The sequence below is a fragment of the Limnobacter parvus genome, from assembly GCF_024623725.1.
GTDB classification, from domain to species: Bacteria; Pseudomonadota; Gammaproteobacteria; order Burkholderiales; family Burkholderiaceae_B; genus Limnobacter; species Limnobacter parvus.
The window spans coordinates 39,117-61,938 of the sequence record NZ_JANKHG010000005.1 but is presented as its reverse complement, the minus strand read 5'-3'; the positions used below and the strand labels follow the sequence as shown (position 1 = coordinate 61,938).

General features: G+C 51.9%; 24 protein-coding genes. 14 read left to right on the top strand and 10 right to left on the bottom strand.

The annotated features are described in order from the left end of the window. Position 1: 1 nt before the first annotated feature. Positions 2-1,537 carry a helicase HerA-like domain-containing protein gene (locus NSP04_RS02240; RefSeq protein WP_257510717.1) on the bottom strand — a complete coding sequence of 512 codons (1,536 nt, stop codon included), beginning with the start codon at positions 1,535-1,537 and terminating at the stop codon, positions 2-4. A 163-nt stretch (positions 1,538-1,700) separates the two neighbouring features. Here NSP04_RS02240 and NSP04_RS02235 point away from each other — a divergent pair, with 163 nt between their 5' ends. After that, positions 1,701-2,744, top strand: a complete 1,044-nt coding sequence (locus NSP04_RS02235) for a hypothetical protein (RefSeq protein ID WP_257510716.1) — start codon at positions 1,701-1,703, stop codon at positions 2,742-2,744. 110 nt (positions 2,745-2,854) lie between these two features. Here the strand turns inward: NSP04_RS02235 and NSP04_RS02230 are convergent, their stop codons facing one another. Further along, positions 2,855-3,310, bottom strand: coding sequence for a hemerythrin domain-containing protein (locus tag NSP04_RS02230; RefSeq protein WP_257510715.1), 456 nt, complete (start codon positions 3,308-3,310; stop codon positions 2,855-2,857). Positions 3,311-3,438: 128 nt separating this feature from the next. Continuing rightward, positions 3,439-3,771 carry a flagellar hook-basal body complex protein FliE gene (fliE, locus tag NSP04_RS02225; protein ID WP_257510714.1) on the bottom strand — a complete coding sequence of 111 codons (333 nt, stop codon included), beginning with the start codon at positions 3,769-3,771 and terminating at the stop codon, positions 3,439-3,441. Between the two features lie 221 nt (positions 3,772-3,992). On the opposite strand from fliE, the gene fliF reads away from it, so the two are divergent. The 13 genes from fliF to fliR all read left to right on the top strand — a co-directional run bounded on the left by fliF (position 3,993) and on the right by fliR (position 15,406). Next, on the top strand, positions 3,993-5,717 hold the full coding sequence (gene fliF, locus NSP04_RS02220) for a flagellar basal-body MS-ring/collar protein FliF (RefSeq protein ID WP_257510713.1): 1,725 nt from the start codon (positions 3,993-3,995) through the stop codon (positions 5,715-5,717). A gap of 35 nt (positions 5,718-5,752) precedes the next feature. Next, positions 5,753-6,754, top strand: a complete 1,002-nt coding sequence (gene fliG, locus NSP04_RS02215) for a flagellar motor switch protein FliG (RefSeq protein WP_257510712.1) — start codon at positions 5,753-5,755, stop codon at positions 6,752-6,754. Then, positions 6,741-7,502, top strand: a complete 762-nt coding sequence (locus tag NSP04_RS02210; protein ID WP_257510711.1) for a FliH/SctL family protein — start codon at positions 6,741-6,743, stop codon at positions 7,500-7,502. Before fliG ends, NSP04_RS02210 begins: the two co-directional genes overlap by 14 nt. After that, complete coding sequence (gene fliI, locus NSP04_RS02205; RefSeq protein WP_257510710.1) at positions 7,503-8,909, top strand: flagellar protein export ATPase FliI; 1,407 nt, start codon at positions 7,503-7,505, stop codon at positions 8,907-8,909. A 15-nt stretch (positions 8,910-8,924) separates the two neighbouring features. Further along, the gene (fliJ, locus tag NSP04_RS02200; protein ID WP_257510709.1) at positions 8,925-9,374 is read left to right on the top strand and encodes a flagellar export protein FliJ; all 450 of its coding nucleotides are present in this window, start codon (positions 8,925-8,927) and stop codon (positions 9,372-9,374) included. After that, positions 9,371-10,840, top strand: a complete 1,470-nt coding sequence (locus NSP04_RS02195; protein ID WP_257510708.1) for a flagellar hook-length control protein FliK — start codon at positions 9,371-9,373, stop codon at positions 10,838-10,840. The genes fliJ and NSP04_RS02195 overlap by 4 nt, the downstream gene beginning before the upstream one ends. A 127-nt stretch (positions 10,841-10,967) precedes the next feature. Next, on the top strand, positions 10,968-11,483 hold the full coding sequence (locus tag NSP04_RS02190) for a flagellar basal body-associated FliL family protein (RefSeq protein ID WP_257510707.1): 516 nt from the start codon (positions 10,968-10,970) through the stop codon (positions 11,481-11,483). Between the two features lie 16 nt (positions 11,484-11,499). Beyond that, the gene (gene fliM, locus NSP04_RS02185) at positions 11,500-12,546 is read left to right on the top strand and encodes a flagellar motor switch protein FliM (protein WP_257510706.1); all 1,047 of its coding nucleotides are present in this window, start codon (positions 11,500-11,502) and stop codon (positions 12,544-12,546) included. Between the two features lie 22 nt (positions 12,547-12,568). Next, on the top strand, positions 12,569-13,018 hold the full coding sequence (fliN, locus tag NSP04_RS02180) for a flagellar motor switch protein FliN (protein WP_257510705.1): 450 nt from the start codon (positions 12,569-12,571) through the stop codon (positions 13,016-13,018). Positions 13,019-13,112: 94 nt separating this feature from the next. Further along, complete coding sequence (gene fliO, locus NSP04_RS02175) at positions 13,113-13,571, top strand: flagellar biosynthetic protein FliO (protein ID WP_257510704.1); 459 nt, start codon at positions 13,113-13,115, stop codon at positions 13,569-13,571. Continuing rightward, positions 13,568-14,341, top strand: a complete 774-nt coding sequence (gene fliP / locus NSP04_RS02170) for a flagellar type III secretion system pore protein FliP (RefSeq protein WP_306815212.1) — start codon at positions 13,568-13,570, stop codon at positions 14,339-14,341. Before fliO ends, fliP begins: the two co-directional genes overlap by 4 nt. A gap of 20 nt (positions 14,342-14,361) precedes the next feature. Next, positions 14,362-14,631: a flagellar biosynthesis protein FliQ gene (gene fliQ, locus NSP04_RS02165; protein WP_257510703.1), complete on the top strand. Its 270-nt coding sequence runs from the start codon at positions 14,362-14,364 to the stop codon at positions 14,629-14,631. A gap of 10 nt (positions 14,632-14,641) precedes the next feature. Next, the gene (gene fliR, locus NSP04_RS02160; protein ID WP_257510702.1) at positions 14,642-15,406 is read left to right on the top strand and encodes a flagellar biosynthetic protein FliR; all 765 of its coding nucleotides are present in this window, start codon (positions 14,642-14,644) and stop codon (positions 15,404-15,406) included. A gap of 66 nt (positions 15,407-15,472) precedes the next feature. On the opposite strand, the gene NSP04_RS02155 is transcribed toward fliR, so the two are convergent. From NSP04_RS02155 to ectA, 7 genes are all read right to left on the bottom strand, one after another. Then, a complete protein-coding gene (locus NSP04_RS02155; RefSeq protein ID WP_257510701.1) occupies positions 15,473-15,922 on the bottom strand; it encodes a response regulator in 450 nt (149 codons plus the stop codon). Next, a complete protein-coding gene (locus NSP04_RS02150; RefSeq protein ID WP_257510700.1) occupies positions 15,910-17,958 on the bottom strand; it encodes a histidine kinase dimerization/phospho-acceptor domain-containing protein in 2,049 nt (682 codons plus the stop codon). The genes NSP04_RS02155 and NSP04_RS02150 overlap by 13 nt, the downstream gene beginning before the upstream one ends. A 171-nt stretch (positions 17,959-18,129) precedes the next feature. Further along, positions 18,130-19,530, bottom strand: coding sequence for a sodium/proline symporter (locus NSP04_RS02145; RefSeq protein WP_257510699.1), 1,401 nt, complete (start codon positions 19,528-19,530; stop codon positions 18,130-18,132). A gap of 1 nt (position 19,531) precedes the next feature. Next, positions 19,532-20,443, bottom strand: coding sequence for a phytanoyl-CoA dioxygenase family protein (locus NSP04_RS02140; RefSeq protein ID WP_257510698.1), 912 nt, complete (start codon positions 20,441-20,443; stop codon positions 19,532-19,534). Between the two features lie 24 nt (positions 20,444-20,467). Then, positions 20,468-20,857, bottom strand: coding sequence for an ectoine synthase (locus NSP04_RS02135; protein ID WP_257510697.1), 390 nt, complete (start codon positions 20,855-20,857; stop codon positions 20,468-20,470). Next, the gene (gene ectB, locus NSP04_RS02130; RefSeq protein WP_257510696.1) at positions 20,854-22,188 is read right to left on the bottom strand and encodes a diaminobutyrate--2-oxoglutarate transaminase; all 1,335 of its coding nucleotides are present in this window, start codon (positions 22,186-22,188) and stop codon (positions 20,854-20,856) included. The genes NSP04_RS02135 and ectB overlap by 4 nt, the downstream gene beginning before the upstream one ends. Then, positions 22,185-22,712, bottom strand: coding sequence for a diaminobutyrate acetyltransferase (ectA, locus tag NSP04_RS02125; protein ID WP_257510695.1), 528 nt, complete (start codon positions 22,710-22,712; stop codon positions 22,185-22,187). The genes ectB and ectA overlap by 4 nt, the downstream gene beginning before the upstream one ends. Between the last annotated feature and the right edge of the window lie 110 nt (positions 22,713-22,822).

Here is a 22,822-nt window from a genome sequence, read left to right as displayed (position 1 = left end):
CTTAACGCCGTTTGCTTCCACCCAGCAAAGAACCCAAAACGCCACGTATCAGTTCACGCCCCACTTGGGAACCAATCGTGCGGGCAGCGCTTTTTGCCATGGTTTCAGCCACGCTTTGTCGGTTACGGCCGCTGCCGCTTTTCGTACCAAACAACATATCGCCCAGTCCGCCCAAAGTACTTTTTTCTTCAGGGGATTGGGTGCCTTTGGCTGCTGGAGTTTCGGCTGCACCCTGCGCAGCCATGGCCTGCTCGGTTCTGGCCTTCAAAATTTCAAAAGCCGATTCACGGTCTACTGCTTTCTCGTACACACCCGCCACCAGTGAATTCGCAATCAGTGCCTGGCACTGCTCTGGGCTGGCAGGGCCAAACTTGCTCGCGGGCGGGTACACCCAAGCGCGGCATGTGGGGCCTGGTGTGCCTTTGGCATCCAGAAAACTGACCAGTGCCTCGCCCACACCCAGCTCGGTAATTGCAGCTTCAATGTCAAGGCCTTCATTGGGTCGCATGGTTTCAGCAGCCACCTTCACTGCTTTTTGATCGCGCGGCGTGAACGCACGCAAGGCGTGCTGAACCCGATTGCCCAGCTGACCCAATACGGAATCCGGCACGTCCAAGGGGTTCTGGGTCACGAAGTACACACCCACGCCTTTGGAGCGAATCAAGCGAACCACCAGTTCTACTTTTTCAATCAGGGGCTTGGGTGCATCGGTAAACAACAAATGGGCCTCGTCAAAGAAAAACACCATTTTCGGTTTATCAACATCGCCCACTTCAGGCAGGTTTTCAAATAATTCTGACAATAGCCACAGCAAAAAAGTGGCGTACAGCTTTGGCGAATTCATCAGCTGGTTGGCGGCCAGAATATTGACAATGCCCCGGCCGTTTGTGTCCGTCTGCATCAGATCGTCGATGTTCAGCATCGGTTCACCAAAAAATGCTTCGGCTCCCTGCCCTTCCAGCGCCAACAAGCCCCGCTGAATAGCCCCCACTGAAGCCGACGACACATTGCCGTATTCAGTGGTGAACTGCTTCGCGTTCTCGCCCACGTGCTGCAACATGGCACGCAGGTCTTTCAGATCAAGCAGCAACATGCCGTTGTCATCGGCAATTTTGAACACCAGGTTCAGCACGCCTTCCTGCGTGTCATTCAACCCCAGCAGGCGGCCCAGCAACAGCGGTCCCATGTCGGAAATGGTGGCGCGCACCGGGTGGCCCTGCTTGCCAAACACGTCCCACAACGTGACCGGGCTACCCCCAAACTCAGGCATGGGAATGCCTGTCATTTTCATGCGTTCTTCAAACTTCAGGGAGGTTTTGCCTGCTTGGGAAATGCCGGTCAGGTCGCCCTTCACATCGGCCATGAACACCGGCGTGCCGATTCTTGAAAACGCCTCGGCCAATACCTGCAAGGTCACCGTTTTACCTGTGCCGGTTGCCCCGGTAATCAAGCCATGGCGGTTGGCCAAATGCGGCAACATGTTCAGGGTTTGCGCGCTAGGTGAATGGGCAAGTGCGATGGGCAAGGGTTCTAGCATGGTATTGCTCCGGATTGTGTGCGTTTATTTTGCCATTGAGTGTGCCATTGAATGCGCTATGGCGTGAACCAATTTGCCAATTAGTACCACTTAAATTGGATAAGCCATTTCTTTTCCAAATGCTGCAATAAATTACCAAAACGACTTCTGAAAGTGAAACACCATGAACCCAGTCAACACGAGCGACACAGCACACAGACCCGCCAGTCGACAAGTTGCCACAAACAACACTCAACAAGGCGTAAAGCGGGCCATTAACAAAATTGTAGAAGAGTTTCCACTGTTCCAACCCACTGGCCCAACGGCGCACATCGACAACTTGGTGCTAAGTTACTTGGGTTTGCCCGAAAGCGTGGCCCACCTGGCCCTCACCAACAAATTAATTCGCCGAAGCATATTTGAAAAATTGAAGTCATTTCAATGCAATGAGAGCATTCTAGGCAATGCGAAACGCGTTGCACAACTCAGCGCACAACTACCCAAAGTTGAAACCCTGGTCATAAAATCGCGGCCGCAGCCTCACATCCGTGAGATAAACGCGAAAAACCTTTCCCTTAAGGGTTGGGCTGGGCTGAAGGAATTCGATATATCTGCACTTGCCGTGCCATCGAAGGCTTTTGTTATTCAATCAAACAATACCCACGTTGCACAGATATTCTCGAACCTGAAGCTGCAACTGGGCATTCAAACGTTTCGATTTAATGCCGCCTACGCCCTGGCAAGCGACTACCTGAACTTGCATAAAAATTTGGAAGTTTTACATGCAAACAATCCTGACCTTTCACTAATCGGTATTGAGGGATTTCCACTGAGGCACAGCTACAGGCCGATTAGAAACATTGAACAGTTGGCACAGCTTGGTGTTGATCTGGAGCTCTCAGTTATTTTGATGATGAACGATCGGGAAACTTATCAGTCGCTACATGAGGCAGAAAACCATTTCGCGTCTAGAACACTGACAGCCTTATTGAACATGCCCAATTTGACAGCACTCACCATTCATTCCATCGACAGGGATTCCTTCGATGCTGATGGCGTTGTGCAGCAGTGGCTTACAGAGCCACCTGCAAAATCAAAACTCGCTAGCTTGAAAGTGTCAGGATTGGATGCGCATTACGAAAACAGATTTGAGGACTTGAAAACTCATCTTCCCAAGCTGAAAACAATCGACTTCACACCATTGCCTGCATTCCCAGCTTTACTTTGAGGAAATAGCGGCTTGGCGGCCGCTTCTTCAAAGAAGTAAGCTGCGAGTAATTGATGTGGTAACTCCTACAAGTTTACCGCCACACCAATTGCAGTAGCTGGGTACCTGAATTAAACACTGGCAACCTGTTTTGATTTGAACAACTCCATTTTCTCGGCCAAGGCAAGCAAATCCAGATTGGTCTTGCGCAGTTTCGGAAACATGTCTTTTTCCTCTTCTTCAATATGATGCTCTACTTGTTCTGCAAGCACTTGAACCTTTGCATCGTACAAATCGTCGCTTGGGTCCATCTCCTGAATCTGCGTAATTAAATCTTTTGCACTGGCATGCTCAACCACTGCTTCATCAAGAAGATCATCGTCATTCAATGGTTTACGAATTGCGGGGTAGAAGATCTTTTCTTCAATTTCGGTGTGAATGGTGAGCTCATGACAAATTTGATCTGCAATTTTTTTCTTTCTGGCTTTGGAACGGTCAGTCAAACCCTCAAATTCCTCAAACAGCGCTTTCACTTTGTTGTGATCTGCTATCAGAAAGGCAATGGCATCTTTGTGTTGAGTAGTCATGGCAATTCTCCTTGGTTGAAGAATTATCGTCGTTTATTCACGCACCCATGTATGTCGGAATTGTCCTTCCTTGATGTAAGAAAACTCCGTTTACCACCGCTACCGCCGTCATCACACTGGACTCATGCCTACACTGGCATATTCATAATGTCGTTGTAGGCCTGCAAAATTTTATTGCGCGCCTGTACCACCGCCGTGAACTGCAATGAAGATGTGTTCATGGCGATCACGGTTTCTTCAATCGACGCAGTGGGGTCGTCCATTTGCAGGCGTTTGCCCATTTCTGCAGATTTGTCGGCGGCCATGCTGGCGCTTTCCAACGCTTTCGAAATGGCGTCGGCAAAAGAAGCCTGGTCAAGAGGCTGTGGTTTGCCAGCCAAAGGCGAGCCCTTCAAGGCATCGGTCACGGCACTGCTCAACAGGCCACTGAGGCCACTCACGGCCCCCATCTTGTCAATCATGAAGCACTCCATACGGAATTTTTAGTTCTACCCTGTCTTTTTACAGGCAAGGCAGGCAAAGCCTTCGTGCAATAAGGGGGTAAAAAGCCCCCTATTTTTTGAAACATGCTCTCAAGTTTTCGAAATAGATGCCGTTAAGGGCCCCTTTTTACCGGTTTGCTTGCGTAGCCGCCCAAGCACAATGCATGGGTAGAACAATTTAACCCACACGCAGGTAATACATGGCAGAAGTTCTAAGCAGCCCCGAAGTGATCGGCCCGGTCGGCAACAACCCGATCACCAATATGCAGCGGCGTTTTGCAAAACTACCCCAGAAAAACAAGATGGGTATTCTGGTGGGCGTACCGATTCTGATCGCTGTGCTGGCCTCTTTACTGATGTGGGCCAACCAGACCAGCTACCGGGTACTGTTCAGCGGTTTGAACGATCAAGACGGCGGCGCGATTGTGGAAGCGCTAACTCAAATGAAGGTGCCCTATCAGTTCAACACCGCAGGCACGTCCATTCTGGTCCCATCAGACAAGGTGTATGACACCCGCCTAACCTTGGCCAGCCAAGGCCTGCCCAAAGGCAGCGTGAGTGGCTTTGAAGCCATGGACAACCAGAAGCTGGGCATTACCCAGTTTCAGGAACAAGTGAACTACCAGCGCGCCCTTGAGGGCGAACTCGTTCGTTCCATTCAGTCGATTTCTTCAGTGCAAAGCGCACGCGTGCACCTGGCCATCCCCAAGCCCTCTATTTTCATTCGCGAAAAGCAAACACCCAGCGCATCCATTGTGTTGAACCTGTTTGGTAGCCGCACGCTTTCGGAACCGCAAATCAATGGCATCGTGCATTTGGTGGCATCAAGCCTGCCTGGCATGAACCCGGAAGACGTCAGCATCGTCGACCAGTCTGGCCGCTTGCTGACCGGCAAAACCCAATTGGAAAGCGGTCTGAATCCTACCCAATTGGCTTACACCAACCAGATTGAACAAAGCCTGACGAGCCGTATTGTCGACATTCTCACTCCCGTATTCGGCAGCGAAAACGTACGCGCCACAGTCACCGCCAACATGGATTACTCCACTTCCGAGCGGACCGACGAAATTTACAAGCCCAACGGTGACACCACCCAGGCCACCATTCGCAGCCAGCAAATCAGCGAGTCGAATGACGGCAGCAGCAACAACCCGCAGGGCGTGCCCGGTGTGATGGCCAATCAGCCCCCAGGCGAGGCTGCAGCCAATATTGGTCAAAACCCCCAGCAGGCTTTGGCCAATGGTGCAAACGGCGGCAACAATGCACCGGTGCAGACCAATAACAGCATGCGCAAAGACTCCACCGTGAATTACGAAGTGGACAAATCAGTGCAGTACACCAAATCGCAAGTGGGCAAAATCGAGCGCTTGTCTGCCGCGGTGGTGGTGAACTTCAAAACCATCACTGACCCCAAAGGCGAAACGCGCCAGGTGCCATTAACTCCCGAGGAAATTACCCAGCTTGACAGCCTTGTGAAGCAGGCAATTGGATTTGACGAACAACGCGGCGACGCCGTGAATGTGCTGAATCAGGCCTTCACAAAAGTAGAAGAAGACACCATCCCGATGTGGGCTCAGCAAGAAACCATGGACCTAGCCAAATCACTGGGCATGCCAATAGGTATCGCGCTGATTGCAGCCATTCTGGTGTTTGGTGTGTTCCGCCCCTTGATGAAACCCGCTGAACTTGAACTGTATGACGATGGCCCTGAACTGTTGCCGGGCCAACGCACCCCCTTGCTGGCCAACCAGGTGGGTGGCGACAACGACATGGAATTGCTGGAACAGCTTCAACGCGAAGGCACCTTGCCCGGCATGAACCGCCAGGAAAAGCTTGAAAAGCTTCGCCTGCTGGCCAAAGAGCATCCGCAAATTGTCGCCAACATCGTGAAAAACTGGGTCAACGGCGAAACACAAAACGCTTAAAGCAAACGCCTTAAGTACTACAAGGAAGAAACACCATGGCAGAAAGCGAACTGGGAATTCAGAAAGGCGCAATCTTGATGCTGAGCTTGGGCGAAGAAGAAGCCGCTGAAGTATTCAAGTACCTGGGGCCCAAAGAAGTCCAGAAACTTGGCCAGCAAATGTCGAAAACCAAAGACGTGCCAATTGACCGTATTGAAGAGATTGCCGGTGAAGTGGTCAACATGGCGCAAAGCCAAAGCGCCTTGGGACTTGATTCTGATGCCTACATTCGCAGCGTACTGACCCGCGCCCTGGGTGAAGACAAAGCGGGGTTTCTGCTTGACCGTATTCTGCAGGGCAGCGACACGTCCGGCATTGAAGGCCTGAAGTGGATGGACCCGGGCACAGTGGCAGAGTTGATCAAAAACGAACACCCGCAAATTATCGCCACCATTCTGGTGCACCTGGAACGCGACTTTGCAGCGGCCATTTTAAATTTGTTTGTGGACCGCCTTCGCAGCGATGTGGTGTTGCGCATTGCTACCATTGATGGCATACAGCCCAATGCCCTGATTGAACTGAACGACGTTTTGTCCAAAGTTCTGGCCGGTGGCGACAAGCTGAAGAAAACCACCTTGGGTGGCGTACGTGCTGCAGCTGAAATCCTGAACTTTGTGGGCACCACTTCCGAGAAAACTGTGCTGGATACCATTCGTGAATACGACAACGAACTGAGTCAGCGCATTCAGGATGAAATGTTCACATTCGACAACCTGCTCGACATTGACGACCGCGGCATGCAAAGTATTCTGCGCGACGTTCAAAGCGACTTGCTGGTAATCGCGTTGAAAGGTGCAGACGAAGCCATTCGTGAAAAAGTGTTCAAGAATATGTCTAGCCGTGCTGCGGAAGCGCTACGCGACGACCTGGAAAGCCGTGGCCCAGTAAGGCTATCGGAAGTGGAAGCGGCACAAAAAGATGTACTGAAAGTGGCCAGAAAGTTGGCTGATGCAGGCGAGCTGGTACTGGGTGGTGGAGGCGACGATGCGTTCGTCTAGCCGAATTATTCGCGGCCTGGATGCCGCTGAATTGCCCAACTGGTCTGTCGAACTGATTGGCTCACGTTATGAAAACCCGGTTGACCGAATGATGTCGGAACTGGACCGTCAACGCACGGAGCAAGCCACCCCACCCCCGCCCCTCACAGCCGAGGAATTGCGCTTGAAGGAATGGGAAGAGGCACTGGCCCGTCGCGAAAAACAGCTGGAAGAACTGGAACGCGATACCTTGAAACTGGCCGAAGAACGCGGTCAGCAATCCGGTTATGAAGCCGGCTGGAATGCGGCACACAACGAACGCGTGGTGTTGGTACAGGCTGCAAAAACAATGGAAGACGAGTTTGAGCGGTTTAAAGGCGAGCTGTCAGAAAAGCTGCTTGACTTGGCCGTGTTGGTCAGTAAAAAAGTGATTTCCGACACACTGGCCATGCACCCAGAGCAAGCGGCTGAACTGCTGAACCAGGTGCTTGAAACCATGCAACTGCATGGCAAGGCAGTGGCTTTGCGTGCGCACCCCAATACCATCCGTGTGTTGGAAGCCCAATTCGGCGACCAGCAAATGCTTGGCAATTTGCGCATGATCGAAGACCCAAAACAACTGCAAGGCGGCTTTTTGCTGCAGCACCCAGAAGGCGAAGTGGACGCCACATTGCAAACCCGCTGGCTGCGCGCCATTGAGGCCTTGGGTAGAAACACACCCATTAACCCCGACGATTTGAACGAAGATTCCGACAAGGACGCAGACTAAATGGCAGACCTGCTGGACTGGCTTGATGAATGCAAGTTTCTGGTTGAACACAGCCAACCCCAGGTTGCCACCGGAAAGTTAACCCGCGTTGCTGGTTTGGTGATGGAAGCTGTGGGCTTGAAGTTGCCTGTTGGCAGCGTGTGCACTGTGGTGCAAAAAGGCGCGCCCCCGCTTGAAGCGGAAGTGGTCGGCTTTAACGGCGACAAACTGTTTTTGATGCCCGCCACCGATGTACACGGCATGACCCCCGGCGCAAAAGTGATTGCGCAGGAACCACCCCCCATCGCTCCCAAACTGGGCGTTAAAGCCCACCCCTGGCGCAGGCCAGAAGACAAAACCAAACACCTGCCCGTGGGCGACAGCCTGTTGGGCCGGGTTGTTGACAGCAATGGCCGCCCGCTGGATACACTGGGCGAATTGAAATTCGAAAAACGCTGCCCCTTGGCCGCCCGCCCAATCAACCCGCTGGAACGCGAACCCATAACCGAACCCATGGATGTGGGTGTTCGTGCCATTAACGCCCTGCTTACCGTAGGGCGTGGCCAGCGAATTGGCTTGATGGCGGGTTCAGGCGTAGGCAAATCGGTGTTGCTGGGCATGATGGCCCGTTACACCAAAGCCGACCGTGTTGTGGTGGGCCTGATCGGTGAGCGTGGCCGCGAAGTGAAAGAATTCATTGAACAAATTCTGGGTGAAGAGGGCTTAAAACGCAGTGTGGTGATTGCGGCCCCGGCGGACGTCAGCCCACTGCTTCGAATGCAAGGTGCCGCATACACCCAAGTGGTGGCTGAACATTTCCGGGATCAGGGTCACAATGTGCTGATGATTATGGACTCGCTAACCCGCTACGCCATGGCACAGCGAGAAATCGCCTTGGCCATTGGCGAACCACCTGCCACCAAAGGCTACCCACCCAGTGTATTTGCGAAGCTGCCCACGCTGGTCGAACGCGCGGGCAATGGCCGCAAAGGCGGCGGATCGATCACCGCGTTTTATACCGTGCTAACAGAGGGCGACGACCAGCAAGACCCGATCGCGGACTCAGCCCGTGCAATTCTGGACGGGCACATTGTACTTTCGCGCCAACTGGCCGAAAGTGGCCACTACCCCGCCATTGACATTGAACAATCAATTTCACGCGCCATGCACAATATTGTGCCAGCAGGCCACCTGAATGCCGCGAGGGGCCTGAAAGCCGCGTTTTCCAGGGTGCAGCGCAACCGCGATCTGATTACCGTAGGCGCTTATGCCCCCGGGGCAGACCCGCAATTGGACCATTCTTTGGCCCTTTATCCAAAGATTGAAAACCTGCTGCAACAGTCAATGTTAGAGAGTGCAAGTTTCGATGAAGCCTTGGCAGGTCTTCAATCGCTGTTTCCCAATGAATTCAAGAACGACAAACATTAAAACGCTTGGGTCTTTATGAGCAATGTGCTGCAAATTCTGATTGAACAGGCCAGCGAAAAGGCCGACAACCTGGCCCGAAGCATGGCTGCTACCCAGCAAAAGTTGGTGCAGGGTCAAGACAAGCTGAACATGCTGCAAACCTACCGCGATGAATGCGAAGGCGGCATGCACAACAAAGCCTCGGTTGGCATGACAGGCCAACAATTGCGAAACCAGTTGGCCTTCGTCGGCAAAATCGGCGAGGCAGTGGCTCAGCAGACCCGTGAAATCGATTTTCTGAACACCACCCTGGCCCACCAACGCACGCAATGGCAAACAGCATTGGCCGAACAACGCAAATTCGAAGCACTGGTTGAACGCGAAAAGTTGAAGCAGGCCAAGCTGGAGAACAAACGTGATCAAAAAATGAACGATGAGTATGCTGCACGCATTTATCGGGTTCAAACCGCTGGAGAGCACTCTTGAGCACAAGCACACAAGCCATGAACAACATCAACAAAGTTCAAACCCAAAGTACGGGTGGCAAGCCCAAGCAGGCCAACGAGCAGGTTGAACTAAACTTCAACGACCTGTTCAGTTCCGCCATGGGGAAGATGACTCCAAATTCCCAATTGAACAGCATTGAATCGCAGCTGCGAGAATCGCTATTTAAACAGGACAAGCCCAAAAAGAGCAGCGACAGCAATGTGAATACCGAGGCAGCACAGGCCGCCATGTGGGCGCAGCGCAACTGGATGCAACCTGCCAGTGCAACGCCGATGCAAGCGGATGTTTCGCAGGCGCCAGTTGCCAGTAGCAACAAAGCGAATTCTGCTGAAAAGGCTCCAGAGCCAACCAGTCAGGCAGCCCGACCCAATGACAACTCAACGACTGAACAAACCGCTGTGGAAGGTAAACCTTCGGCTGAACAGGTGAAAACTGCCAACACTGAAAATACAGGTTCAGAAGGCGCCAGCTTAACAACCGCAGCCGCTACGTCCGCCACATCAGCAACTACAAGCCCTGCCGCCACCTTGGCTGCAGGCAACGCGGCCGCAGTAGTTGAAACGCAAGGCGATGCCCTCAAAACAGTTGCAGTAGACTCAAGCACCAAACTGGTCAACACGGAACAAACCGTTCAAACAACGGTAAACACCAGCCCGGCTCAAGACAAAACATCAACAGGCAATACGAAGTTGGATGCCCTGTTGAGCAGCGGCAACGTGAGTACGAAAGCCGAAGTGCAGGCACAAACAGGAACTTCCGCCAATAATGTGGGCAATACCAATCCGGTGGCGGCCCAGCTTGCGCCGCAAATTGCCCAACAGGCACAAAACCTGGGTGGCAAGCTGGAGGCTGAAGAACTGAAAGTGGGTCAAAAAATTCTGGCCAACGGCAGTTTGCAAACTGCCGGCACTACAAATGGCATCGCTGCGGGCACCAATGGGCTGGCTGGCACAACGGGCACCGCCCCCCAAGCCTTGATCAAAACCCCGGTAAATCAACCAGGCTTCGCCAAAGAACTAGGCCAGACCGTGAACTGGGCAATCGGCAAAAACATGTCGACCGTGGACATTCGCGTGAACCCGGAAACATTCGGGCCGATGAACATGCGCCTGGTTCAAAAAGGCCAGCAGGTTCAATTGGTGATTCGCACACAAGACGAAGCCTCGGCAAACCTGCTGACCCAAGCCTTGGGTGGACTGAAAGAAGTGCTGGCACAAAATGGCTTGCAACTGAACCAAGTTCAAATTCAACATGGCAACTCGCCCGGCAGCAATGCCAATGGTCAGAACAGCAACGCACAATCACAGTTTGATCAGGGCAATGGACAAAACCGGGGTGGCCAACAATCCGCCAACGGGGGTTCAAGCGAGCAAGAATCGATTGCAGCAAATACCGCAACAGGCAGCGCTCGCAAGGCAGACGGCAAACTGGACCTGTTCGCCTGACCAAACAAGCTTTACGAATGAATAGAGTCAAAACAACACGGCTTTTCGGGGGTTTGCTCAGAAACCTTTCAGACACAATAGAGTTTGAAAGTGACACACAACAGCATTTGAACTTACGGAGTCAAGTATGGCCAGAGTTGCCCCGGCACCCGCTGCAGCAGTACCAGAAGCTGCGCCCGCAAAGGGATCCAAGAAGAAACTGATCTTGATTCTTGCAATCGTTTTAGCGGTTCTTGGCGCAGGCGGCGCTGCTGCTTTCTTCATGTTGGCCGGTCAGTCTGGTGACGGTGCCGCAGAGGAAAAAGTCGAAGAACCTTTGGGGCCACCCACATTTGTTGTGATGGATCAGTTCGTGGTGAATCTGGCCGAACCCGACAGCACACGCTACCTGCAAATCGGAGTTACCTACGAGGTCAGTGGTGCCACACAGGCTGATGAAATCAAAAACTTCACACCCGTAATCCGCAGCCGCATTTTGTTGGTGTTGTCTGGAAAAAATGTGGGTGACCTGACATCGATTGAAGGCAAGCAACGCCTGATGGATGAGCTGGTGGATTTGGCCCGAGTCACCATCAAAGGTGACCCCAAAGATCCAACACGCGGTATTCGCGACGTACATTTCTCCAGTTTTGTGATTCAGTAACAGGACGCCCAGCACCATGCCCGGAGAATTCCTTTCACAAGACGAAGTCGATGCCCTGCTTCGGGGTGTCAACGGCGAAGAAGAAACGAAAGACGCGTCTGAGACCCATGAAGGCGTCCGCCCCTACAACTTGGCCACGCAAGAACGTATTGTTCGCGGCCGCATGCCGACGCTGGAAATCATCAACGAGCGTTTCGCACGTTTGATCCGAATCGGCCTGTTCAACTTCATGCGCCGCAGTCCGGAAATTTCGGTTGGGCCAGTGAAGGTTTTGAAGTACAACGAATTCATTCGAAACCTGGTGGTACCCACCAACCTGAACATCATGGCCATGCGTCCATTGCGCGGAAACGCCCTGTTCATTTTCGACCCAAGCCTTGTGTTCGCAGTAATCGACAACCTCTTTGGTGGCGACGGTCGCTTCCACACCCGTGTAGAAGGTCGAGATTTCACGCAAACCGAACAACGCATTATTGCGCGCATGCTGGAAGTGATTCGTGAAGAATTCATCAAGGCCTGGGCACCCGTGTTTCCTTTGAAGCCAGACTACCTGCGCTCTGAAATGCACACCCAATTTGCCAACATTGCAACGCCTTCAGAAATTGTGGTCACCACCTCATTTTCAATCGAGTTGGGTGCCGGCGGCGGTTCGTTGCACATTTGCATTCCCTACTCCACCATGGAGCCCATTCGCGACTTGCTGTATTCAAGCATGCAGGGTGATCAGGCAGAGCCCGACAAACGTTGGGTCACCATGTTGAAAAAGCAGGTACAAATGGCTGAAGTGGATCTGGTTGCAAGCTTGGCCAGCGCACCGCTGACAGTGGCAGACATCATGGAACTGCGAATTGGCGATGTAATCCCAATTGAAATCGACAAGGTGATCGAAGCCCGCGTCGACAATGTACCGGTATTCAATTGCAGCTACGGAACCAGTGGCGGGCAATACGCCCTGAAAGTGGAAGAAGTGTTGGCGGTTCAAAACGAATCCCACGCAGACGCCCTGAATCTGGAGGCTTTGCTGAGCAAAGATGCCAAACAAACCGAAAAAACACACGAATAGCGATCAAGATAAGGAATAGACCATGTCTGAACAGCACGAAGAAACCGTTACCGACGCAGCCGACGATTGGGCAGCCGCACTGGCTGAACAGGCCAGCACAAGCGCCACGTCCACCAGCGACACTGACAACCTGTTCGCCAAGGCCAGTGACGCGAAACCCGCATCTGGCTTGTTTCAGCCCTTCGCCGGAAGTGTGGCATCGGGCACTCAGAACGACATTGACATGATTCTCGACATCCCGGTTCAGTTGACTGTTGAGCTGGGTCGGACGAAGATACCCATTAAACACATTCTGCAGCTTGCTCAAGGCTCCGTGATTGAACTGGATGGCTTGGCTGGCGAACCCATGGATGTGTTGGTGAACGGCTACCTCATTGCGCAGGGTGAAGTGGTGGTAGTCAACGACAAATTTGGTATTCGCTTGACCGACATCATTACGCCCTCAGAGCGTTTGAGAAAGCTCAACCGTTAAAACCACTTCGCAGTACCAAGGCATGCACACACAAAAAAAATACAGAAGTACGGTGGGAAAACTGATCACAAGGCGCAACCCTTTCGCAAAGGGCATGCGCCTTTTGTTCTTGGCTGGGGGCGCATTGCTGGGCAACAGCATGGCCTGGGCCCAAGAAGCTGCAAACCAGGGCGCCACTGAAGCCAACGCGATGGTCATGCCTGCGGCTGAGTCACCAGTGACAGGTCACCTGCTTCAAACCACATTGGGCTTGTTGTTCGTCATCGGCCTGTTGTTCGCACTGGTGTGGCTGCTTAAACGCATGGGGTTCACCAATCAACAAAAGCGCGGTGGATTTTACAAGGTGTTGGCCACCTCGGCCTTGGGACCACGGGAAAAAATTGTTCTGGTTGAAGTGGGCGACACCTGGCTGATGTTGGGCATGACCAGCAACAGCATCACCACCTTGCACAGCATGCCTGCTGGCAGCATTGAGCTTGAGCAAATGCAAAACCCGGCGGCCAATTTTGCAAAAATGCTGGAACGCATGAAAAACCCAAAGGTGAAGCCATGAGCATGCTCAACGCGCGCTGGGGCACATCACTCGCATGGCTTGGCATTCTGGCTGCTGGCCTTGCACTGCTCGCACCTGAAGCGCAGGCTCAGCAAGTGCTGCCCGGCGTCACGGCGAGCCCCGGTGCAAACGGCACCACCAACTACAGCGTGCCCATTCAAACGCTGCTGTTCTTTACCTTTCTTAGCTTTTTGCCTGCCCTGTTGCTCATGATGACTGGCTTTACCCGCATCGTGATTGTAATGTCACTGTTGCGCATGGCGTTGGGCACTCAGAACTCGCCACCCAATCAGGTCATCATTGGCCTAAGCATGTTCCTTACTTTTTTTGTCATGGCCCCGGTATTTGATCGGGTGTATGAAAACGCCTACCTGCCGTTTTCCAACAATGAAATTCAATTTCAGGAAATGACCGAACGCGCAAGCATTCCCATGAAAGACTTTATGTTGAAGCAAACGCGCGAACCCGACTTGGCACTCTTCATGCGACTGGGCAAAGTTGAGAATGTAGAGAATCCAGAAGATGTGCCCTTAAGAATTTTGATTCCGGCATTTGTCACCAGCGAACTTAAAACTGCGTTTCAAATTGGCTTCATGATTTTTCTGCCTTTTTTGGTCATTGATTTGATTGTGGCCAGCGTGCTGATGTCGATGGGCATGATGATGCTGTCCCCCATGTTGATTTCATTGCCATTCAAGCTCATGCTGTTTGTATTGGTCGACGGTTGGACGCTGCTGGTCGGCTCGCTGGTGGCCAGCTTTGAAACCTGAACGGAATTGGGCATTTACTCATGAATAGCCAAACTGTACTAAATTTGGGGCAAAACGCACTGGAAGTGATGTTGATCGTTTCCGGCCCATTGTTGGTCGTCGCCCTTGTGGTCGGTTTGTTGGTCAGCATTTTGCAGGCAGCAACCCAAATTAATGAGATGACCTTGTCGTTCATCCCGAAAATTTTAGGTATTTTTGCAACGTTGCTGCTGCTGGGGCCATGGATGTTGTCCACTTTGGTCGACTACACGCAACGCCTCATCATGAACATCCCCAACGTGATCGGTTAAACCGGGCAGTATGGTTCCCATCAACGGCGAACAACTGGAGATCTGGATTGCCACATTTCTGTGGCCCTTCATTCGCATCCTTGCGATGTTGGCTACCGCTCCGGTGTTCGACAATCGGACTGTACAACGACGAACACGTGTTGCCCTGGCTGCTCTCATCGCGGTCATGATGATGCCACTGCTGCCCGCCCCCCCCGTATTAACGTCTGCGCAGGCAATTCCCGTGCTACTACAGCAAATACTGGTGGGCGTGGCCATGGGATTTTCGATGCGTTTGGTGTTTGCCGCGTTCGAGATGGCCGGTGATTTATTGGGTCTACAAATGGGGCTTGCGTTCGCCCAATTCATCGACCCTTCCCGGGGTTCCCAAACACCGTTGATCGGTAGTTTTCTCGGTGTACTGGCCAGCTTGGTCTTTCTGGTTATCGACGGCCACTTGCTGGTGATCGCGGCAGTGGTTCAAAGCTTTGAGCTTATACCGATCAGCGCAAACTTAACGGTGGTCAACTCTCAGAACATTGCACAGGCCGGCAGCATCATGTTTATGCTTGCACTACAGATTTCTCTACCGGTGCTGGCTGCTGTATTGATCAGCAACATTGTGCTCGGTATTTTGGCACGTGCAGCGCCCCAACTGAACGTGATGTCGATTGGTTTTTCCATCACGATTGGCGTGGGTTTGTGGGTTCTTTGGGTCAGCTTGCCTTACTTCATTGCTGGCATTGATGGCGCGATTGGGCGACTGCTTAGCGTGTCGGTGTTGGTTACGAATTAAATTCGCTCTATAGTTTCAATGCCCAATCAGCGCGGAAGAAGCGAAGCACCACGGGTGATCAGCAGATTATTCCAGAAAAAAATCCGTATTGGCCTTGTTGTTATAGCCAGGGACTTCATCTGGTGGCTGTGTAGTCTTGGAAAGAAAATGCCGAATCACATCCATGAGTTGATCCACTTCAAATGGCTTGACCAGATATTCGCTGGCGCCCAAAGTGAATGCCTGGTGAAGGTCGCTGGCATCACTGCGTGCGCTTAAAAGTACAAACGGAATTGACTCAAGCTCTGCATGGTCCCGCACCGCCGCCAGCAACTCAAATCCGTCCATCTTGGGCATCATCAAATCGCTCACAATCAACTTGGGCAGGGCCGCGCCGGTCGCCAAGCGGCTTTGCAAAATGGTCCATGCCACATCGCCATCGTGCGCTTCGATCACATCCAGACCACTTAATTGCAGTATCTGTGACAGATTGCTCAGAATTGTCAAATCATCTTCTACGATCATCACACGTGGCATGCATCCTCCTTCATGGACGGCAACTCAACACACAACCAATGGCGAACGCCACGATTTTTGATCATAATGCGGCCGTTAATCAAGCGAATCACACGCTTGGTCAGCAATAAGGTAAATGGCAAACACTCTCCCTTGAAAGGAACCACTGTTTCCTTGTCGTGAGTCGGCTCCAACTGTCCGCCTTTAATCATCCATGCTGGCCATGCTTTCAATTCGATGCACAGGTTAAGCGTATGATCATTGTTCATCTTGATGGTCAGTTTGCCCGCGTCAGATTCTTTGCTTTCCGCGAAAGCCAACATTTGCCTCATGACTTGTGTGAACACATACTCGTCAGAATAAAAATCCATCTTCTCAAGGCTTGGATCCAGATGATACTTAAACCAATGTTGACCGTGACGACGGCGCTGTTCAAGAGAAGAAAATTGGTTGAACACTTTGCTGACATTCAACAAAGTGACGTTCAGGTGCTTTCTGGCGAAATTCGAACCCATAAACATCAAGGTTTCGTCGACCAACGCCCGAAGTGACCTCAATGCCCCACCGATCTGATCAATGTAATGCAAGGCTGTTTCCGTATTGACTTGTTCCTTCTGCAAGGTACTTTCAAGCAGCGCTTTGGCTGAACCGATCACCGTCATGGGTGTGCGAATTTCATGCGAAAGGTACGATACAAACTGGGATTTTCTCGACGACAACAAAGACTCTTCATTCAATTCTTCCCGGATCGACAATTCAAGATCCATTTCTTCGGTGCGGTCATAAATAATCCCTACCGCCTTGCTGGGAAGACCATATGCATTCTTGACGGCCACCAGATTAATTTCGAGCTTTAGCGTGGATCCATACGATGTTGCATAACGAATCTGCACGGCTGCACTGCTCACCTCTCCGGTTAAACAGGCGTGCAGGGCAGCATCAAGACTTTTGATGTCTTCAGACAAAACACCAGCTCGCCAGATGTTTGCAGGCAAAGCGGGCTGTAAAACATCATCGAGCCCGAACAGCCTTCTCCATGTCGAACTGAAAGCCATTGTTTCATGCTCAATGTCCCATTCAAACACGCCGTCTTCAAGGGTCGCTACCGCAGCCACCAGGCTGTCTACAGACATTTCATGGTCGTGCTGAACAAGTTCGATTGACCGCTCGAGCTGCTCAATGCGGGTTCTCTCGAGTTCAAGTTCTTCCGATGCATTGGCGACCTGAGCCAATGCATCTTGTTTCAACACACGCAGTTTTTGGTTGTCTGCGCGCAGAACTTGTACTGACTTGTCAAACAGCACATAGACATAACACATCAACACAGAAATCATGAACAGGGCGGAGAAACTGATGAAAAGTTCATAACCCACCCGATCAGTCCACAAGCCGAACCAAGATACCGCTCCATCGCCCTCGACCACGGTAATGAATCCTATCAAGCTGTAAGCGATCAGCTGATTCAACCCGGCAATGCCAAAGATGTGCACCATCCGTTTACGGATGCACTTGAACTTTCCCAGTGCAGTGTCGTGAACAAATTGACTCATGCACCCCAAAACAAGAACCAGAACCAAAACCAATGTGCCAAGACCATTCCAGCTTATTTGCAAGATGGAACGGTCATTTGGCAAAAGAATGAATGCTGCCTGTATGGACAATTGCAGCACCACACCTGAAAAAACATAAAAAGCCCGGAAAAGCAGCGGGCGATGTTTGAGCGCTTGCAGAATGTAATCTGCGGCAAGTAGTAAGAGGATGCCCACTGGAAATAGAGCAAGTGTGCCGACAAGACTGAATCGAGATTCACGCGACGCGGGGAGATTCAAGTCGGCTAGAGTGGCTGCAAAAAACATGGCCAATGCGAACAGGGTAAGTGGAGCTCCCCGGCGAATCAAAGCGGGACTGTTGGCAATCACTGTGGGATTCTTGATTCGAACTTCCACGCCCACTGTCATGGCCAACAGCGATGCGAAAAAGCCAAAAGCTAGGCCAGACAGATTTGACTCTGAAAGTACCATTGCAGCGAATGCAAAATCCTCCACTAACCAATTCATTAAACCTGTCGCCCTGGAATTAGTATTTACAGCTAAATGCTGATATTTTTATATGCGCCTAGACTTGAATACTCAACTCGAGCCCAGCTACCAATTTAACAAGTTGGGGTATCACCCCCATCCCCCCAATCGGGTTAACAGGGTGAAATAATGTCCAGTACTTATACGTAGTCAATTCACTGGCCTTTGTTTTGTGCTGACAAATACGCCCAGCACCAGACCAATCAAAATTCCAAATGCCCCTTCGTAGAAGGTAGCTGGAAAGCCATAAAACTTCCAAACTATTGTTGCGGTCACCCCTGCAATCGACATGCTTAGCATTGCCAAGGAAGACAAACTTGCTCCTAGCACTTGCCAGATCAGAATGGGCACGAATGCAGCACCCAATGTGCCCCAAGCCCATACCACCAGTGAAAATACGCTTTGCTCGCTGAACAGGCCAATGCCCAGTGCGAACAAGGTAGTGGCCGCCGTGGCCGCCTTCAGGAAAAATCGGTTTTCAGATTGTTTTCGAGGGAGATCTTGGGTAATGGCCGATGAACACGACAACACCAGTGAATCTGCGGTCGACATGGTTGCAGCAAAAATGCCTGCCAACATCAAACCGGCCAGCCAGGGTGGCAAGAGGTCTCGCGCCATATTGGGCAAGGCCAGTTCAGGATCAAAGCCAGCACTTTCACCAAAATACAGGCGGCTAAGCAATCCCACCGCTGTGGCAAAACAGTAGAACAGCAGGTAGTAGCTGTAGTACCACAGGCGCACCCTGTTCATTTGTTTGGTGTCTTGCAGGGCCAGAAAGCGGCTCACGATGTGCGGTTGCCCCAGTGCAGCAGCACCAGCAAACATCCATCCAACTACAAAAGCCACCGGCCCTGCAAAGCCTGAAATATCCAGGCCAGTTGGCATTGGGCTCATGAAGCCATTGATTGCATTTGCTCGTTCGAACACGGCATTCAGCCCGCCCAAATGACCCACTGCCGCCACCAACAGCACCACCATCGACACCACCATCAACAGCGACTGGGCAGCGTCGGTCCAGATGGAAGCGCGCATGCCACCCGCAATGCTGTAGGCAATCACCACCACGGCAACCATGCTCATGCCAATGGACATGGGAATGTCGAGCATGCCTTCGAGCGCCTTGCCTCCCGCAGAAATTTGTGCAGCTGCATAGGTGGCCAGAAATACCACGCTGACCAAGGCAGCCAGCACTTGCCAACTGCGGCTGTTGGTGCCACCCCAACGCGCAAGCAGGCTGATAATGCCGTTGGCATGAACGCGATCAGCTTCGTCGCGCATGCGTTCATGGGCAATTTTGGAGGCAATCAAATCGCCCGCGATCCAGCCCACCATCAACCAGATTGATTGAATGCCCACGGCGTAGGTGTAACCAATCAATCCAATGAACATGTAACCGGAATTGTTTGTGGCTACAGCCGACAGCCCCACCAACCAAGGAGGAATGCTGCGGCTTGCCACAAAGTAATCAGACGCGCTTGCTTTGGCTTGCCTAGCGGAACTGAGCCCGATCAGCAACACCACCGCAAGGCAGATAAAAAAACTGGCGCCCAAATTAAGCGGGAACCTGCGCCATCAAGGGTTCAACCTTGCGTGAAGCCAGAAACTCGGGCCGAGGTTCGCTGGCGGCATATGGCGTATTCAGCGCATTGCTGACTGCGTTGTACACATAGAACAAATTGGCCCGCAAGTGCTCGCTGGTGTTTTTACCCGCACCGTGCATCACATTGCAATCGAATAGCACCACCGAACCTGCAGGTGCAACCACTTCTTGCACGCCACCGCTTTCTTCAAGTAAATCAAGGAACAAAGCAGGCGGCTTGCCAACTGCCTGCTTCTTAAAAGCCTCGCGGTAACAGGAATCAGGAGTTTCGCCAGGGCAGGCCACAAATGTTCGATGGCTTTTGGGCATGAATTTCAGCGAACCATCGGCTGAAATTTCATCGGTCAGCAACACTGTGGCGCTGATGGCTCGCATACCTGGCATGCCGTCCTCGGCGTGCCAGGTTTCAAAATCGCTGTGCCACTCAAAGCCACTGCCGTAGTGCGGGCTTTTGAAATTCAAACGCGACTGGTGAATGTAAACCTGGTCATTCAACAAGGTTTGAATCACTTCAAGCATGCGGGGGTTGCTGGCCGTGTCTTTCAACAAACCTTCCATGCCATGTACACCAAACAAGGTGCGAAGCTGCTCACCATCGGCTTCCTTGATCAACTGACCAGGATGGGTTTCTGCGCAATTTTTGCTTGCACGCTCAGCAGCGGCGCGCAACTCATCCAGTTCATGTGCAGAAAACACATCGGTCAACACCAGGTAACCATCGCGCTCAAACTGGTCCATTTGTTCTTTGCTCAAGGGTGAGTCTTCAGTCCACTCGCTGTACACCACGGGCTCGGCGCGTCGAATCAACGCACCTTCCGATTTGTCGCGTGTAGGGTATGGGTCTCTTACGGCTGAAACAATCATTGTTTTGCCTCCTGAATAATTTGCTTAGTCGGCCAGCGCAGGGTATGCGCCGGTCTCGTCGTGCACTTCCGCGCCAGTGACGGGCGGATTGAACACGCAGGCCATAATCATGGGCTCATCGAACGCACGCAGAATATGCGGATCGTGCAAGTTCAAGGCATACATGGTGCCCGCTTCAATGGGGTACACCTTGCCGTCGATCTTGCTTTCAATCTCGCCCTTGCCGCTGACGCAGTACACGCTTTCCAAGTGGTTCTTGTAGTGCATGTGCAATTCAGCTTTGGCGTGAATGGTGGTGATGTGAAAGGAAAAGCCCATTTTGTCGTCGCGCAACAGCATGCGAACACTGTCCCAACCTTTGGAATGAATGTGCTTTTCCGTGCCCTGCACATCGCTCAGTTTACGAACAATCATGCTTTCACCTTTTTGTTGTTGGCTTCCTTCTCAACCTTGGCACTGATGGTGGCCACCGCTTTTTCAAGAATTGTCAGGCCTTTTTTCAGGTCTTCCATTTCAATGTTCAACGCAGCAAATACCTTTACCACCTGGCCATCGTTGCCACAGGTTTCAATAATCATGTTGTGCTTGAAACACTCGGCCACCACCTCGTCAGCCAAAGCACCGTTTTGCAACTCGATGCCTTGCATCATGCCGCGGCCTTTGACCTGAACGGTGATGTTCTCATTGGCCTTCAAAATGCGATTCAGGCTTTGATTGATCACGTCTGCACGTTGGGCAATTCCACGCTCGAACGCCGGGTTGGCCCAGTACTTTTCAAGCGATGCTGCGGCAGTAATAAAGGCATGGTTGTTGCCACGGAAGGTGCCGTTGTGCTCGCCTGGCTTCCAGAAATCTAGGTCGGGGCGAATCAAGGTAACGGCCATGGGCAAACCCATGCCCGAGAGCGACTTGGACAGGCAAATCAAATCGGGCTCAATACCAGCTTCTTCGAAACTGAAGAAGGAACCTGCGCGGCCTACACCCGCCTGGATTTCATCCAGAATCAACATGGCACCTGCTTTGCGGGTTACCTTGGCCAGGTTCTTCAGCCACTTCATGGAGGCGGGGTTCAAACCACCCTCGCCCTGCACGCCTTCCACAATCACGGCTGCAGGTGAGTCTTGACCACTTGATTTGTCAGTCAGCATTTTTTCCAGGTATTCAGTGGTGTCTACACCCTCACCCATGTAACCGTCGTAGGGATAACGATCAACACCACACAGCGTTGAAGCCGATGGAGTTCGGTGATGTGTGTTGGCCGTACATGCCAGCGCCCCCTGGGTTACACCATGAAAGCCGTTCGTAAACGCAATAATCTGCTTGCGCCCGGTAATTTTACGGGCCAGCTTGATGGCCGCTTCAACCGAGTTTGTGCCTGTTGGGCCTGTAAATTGAATGCGGTACTGCATGCCGCGTGGCTTCAGAATATGGCGATTGAAGGCATCAATAAATTTGGCCTTTGCGGCGCTGTGCATGTCCAGGCTGTGGCCAATGCCGTCGTCTGCAATGTAATCAAGCAATGCCGATTTCATCTCTGGATCGTTGTGCCCGTAGTTCAACGAGCCTGCCCCAGACAGGAAATCGAGATAATCCTGACCATTCATGTCGGTCATGTAGCTGCCCTTGGCACGCACAAACAGAGTGGGAAAGCTGCGGCAATAGCTGCGTGCTTCCGATTCATTTTTCTGGAAAGTGCGGATTTTGCTCAGGGTTTGAAAGTCGATTGACTTGCTTGAGTCACTCATTGTTGTACTCCTTGAGTTTGTAGGAATGTCGCCAGAGGCGATGTTGGCAAGGCGATTTCCACCAGTACTTCGGTGTTGTGTCGACCGCCAAAATGAGACTGTTCTTCGAACCAGTCTCGTGAAGTCAAATCGCTGCCCCAATCACGGGCCAACGACTTGAAAAGACCCCAAGACGCCGCATTGTCGGGCGTAATGGATGTGTGTATTTTTTGAATTCCGTTTTGTTGTGCAAGCACCCAGTTAATGAGTTTCTTGCCCAAACCAAGACCCCGGGCTTTTTCACCCACAGCCACTTGCCAAACAAAAAATGTGTCGGCGTGTTTGGGTGGAATGTAACCAGAAACCCAGGCCACAACTTCACCGTGCAGGGTTGCAACCACGCATGTGGGCGCAAAATGGCTACATTGAAGCAAGTACAAATAATGGGAGTTCAGGTCGAGGGGCTTGCAAGCGTCCACGAGATCAAACACGGCAGTACCGTCTTCGAGCACGGGATGTCGCAAAACGACATCAATTTCAGACATTCGGATGAGATGGCGCTGTTATTGGCAGAACCATTTATTATTAATAAAATAAACTACTTCTCATCCTTTCGTAAAATCTCCTTGTCTAATTTTATCTTTTAAAAACAACC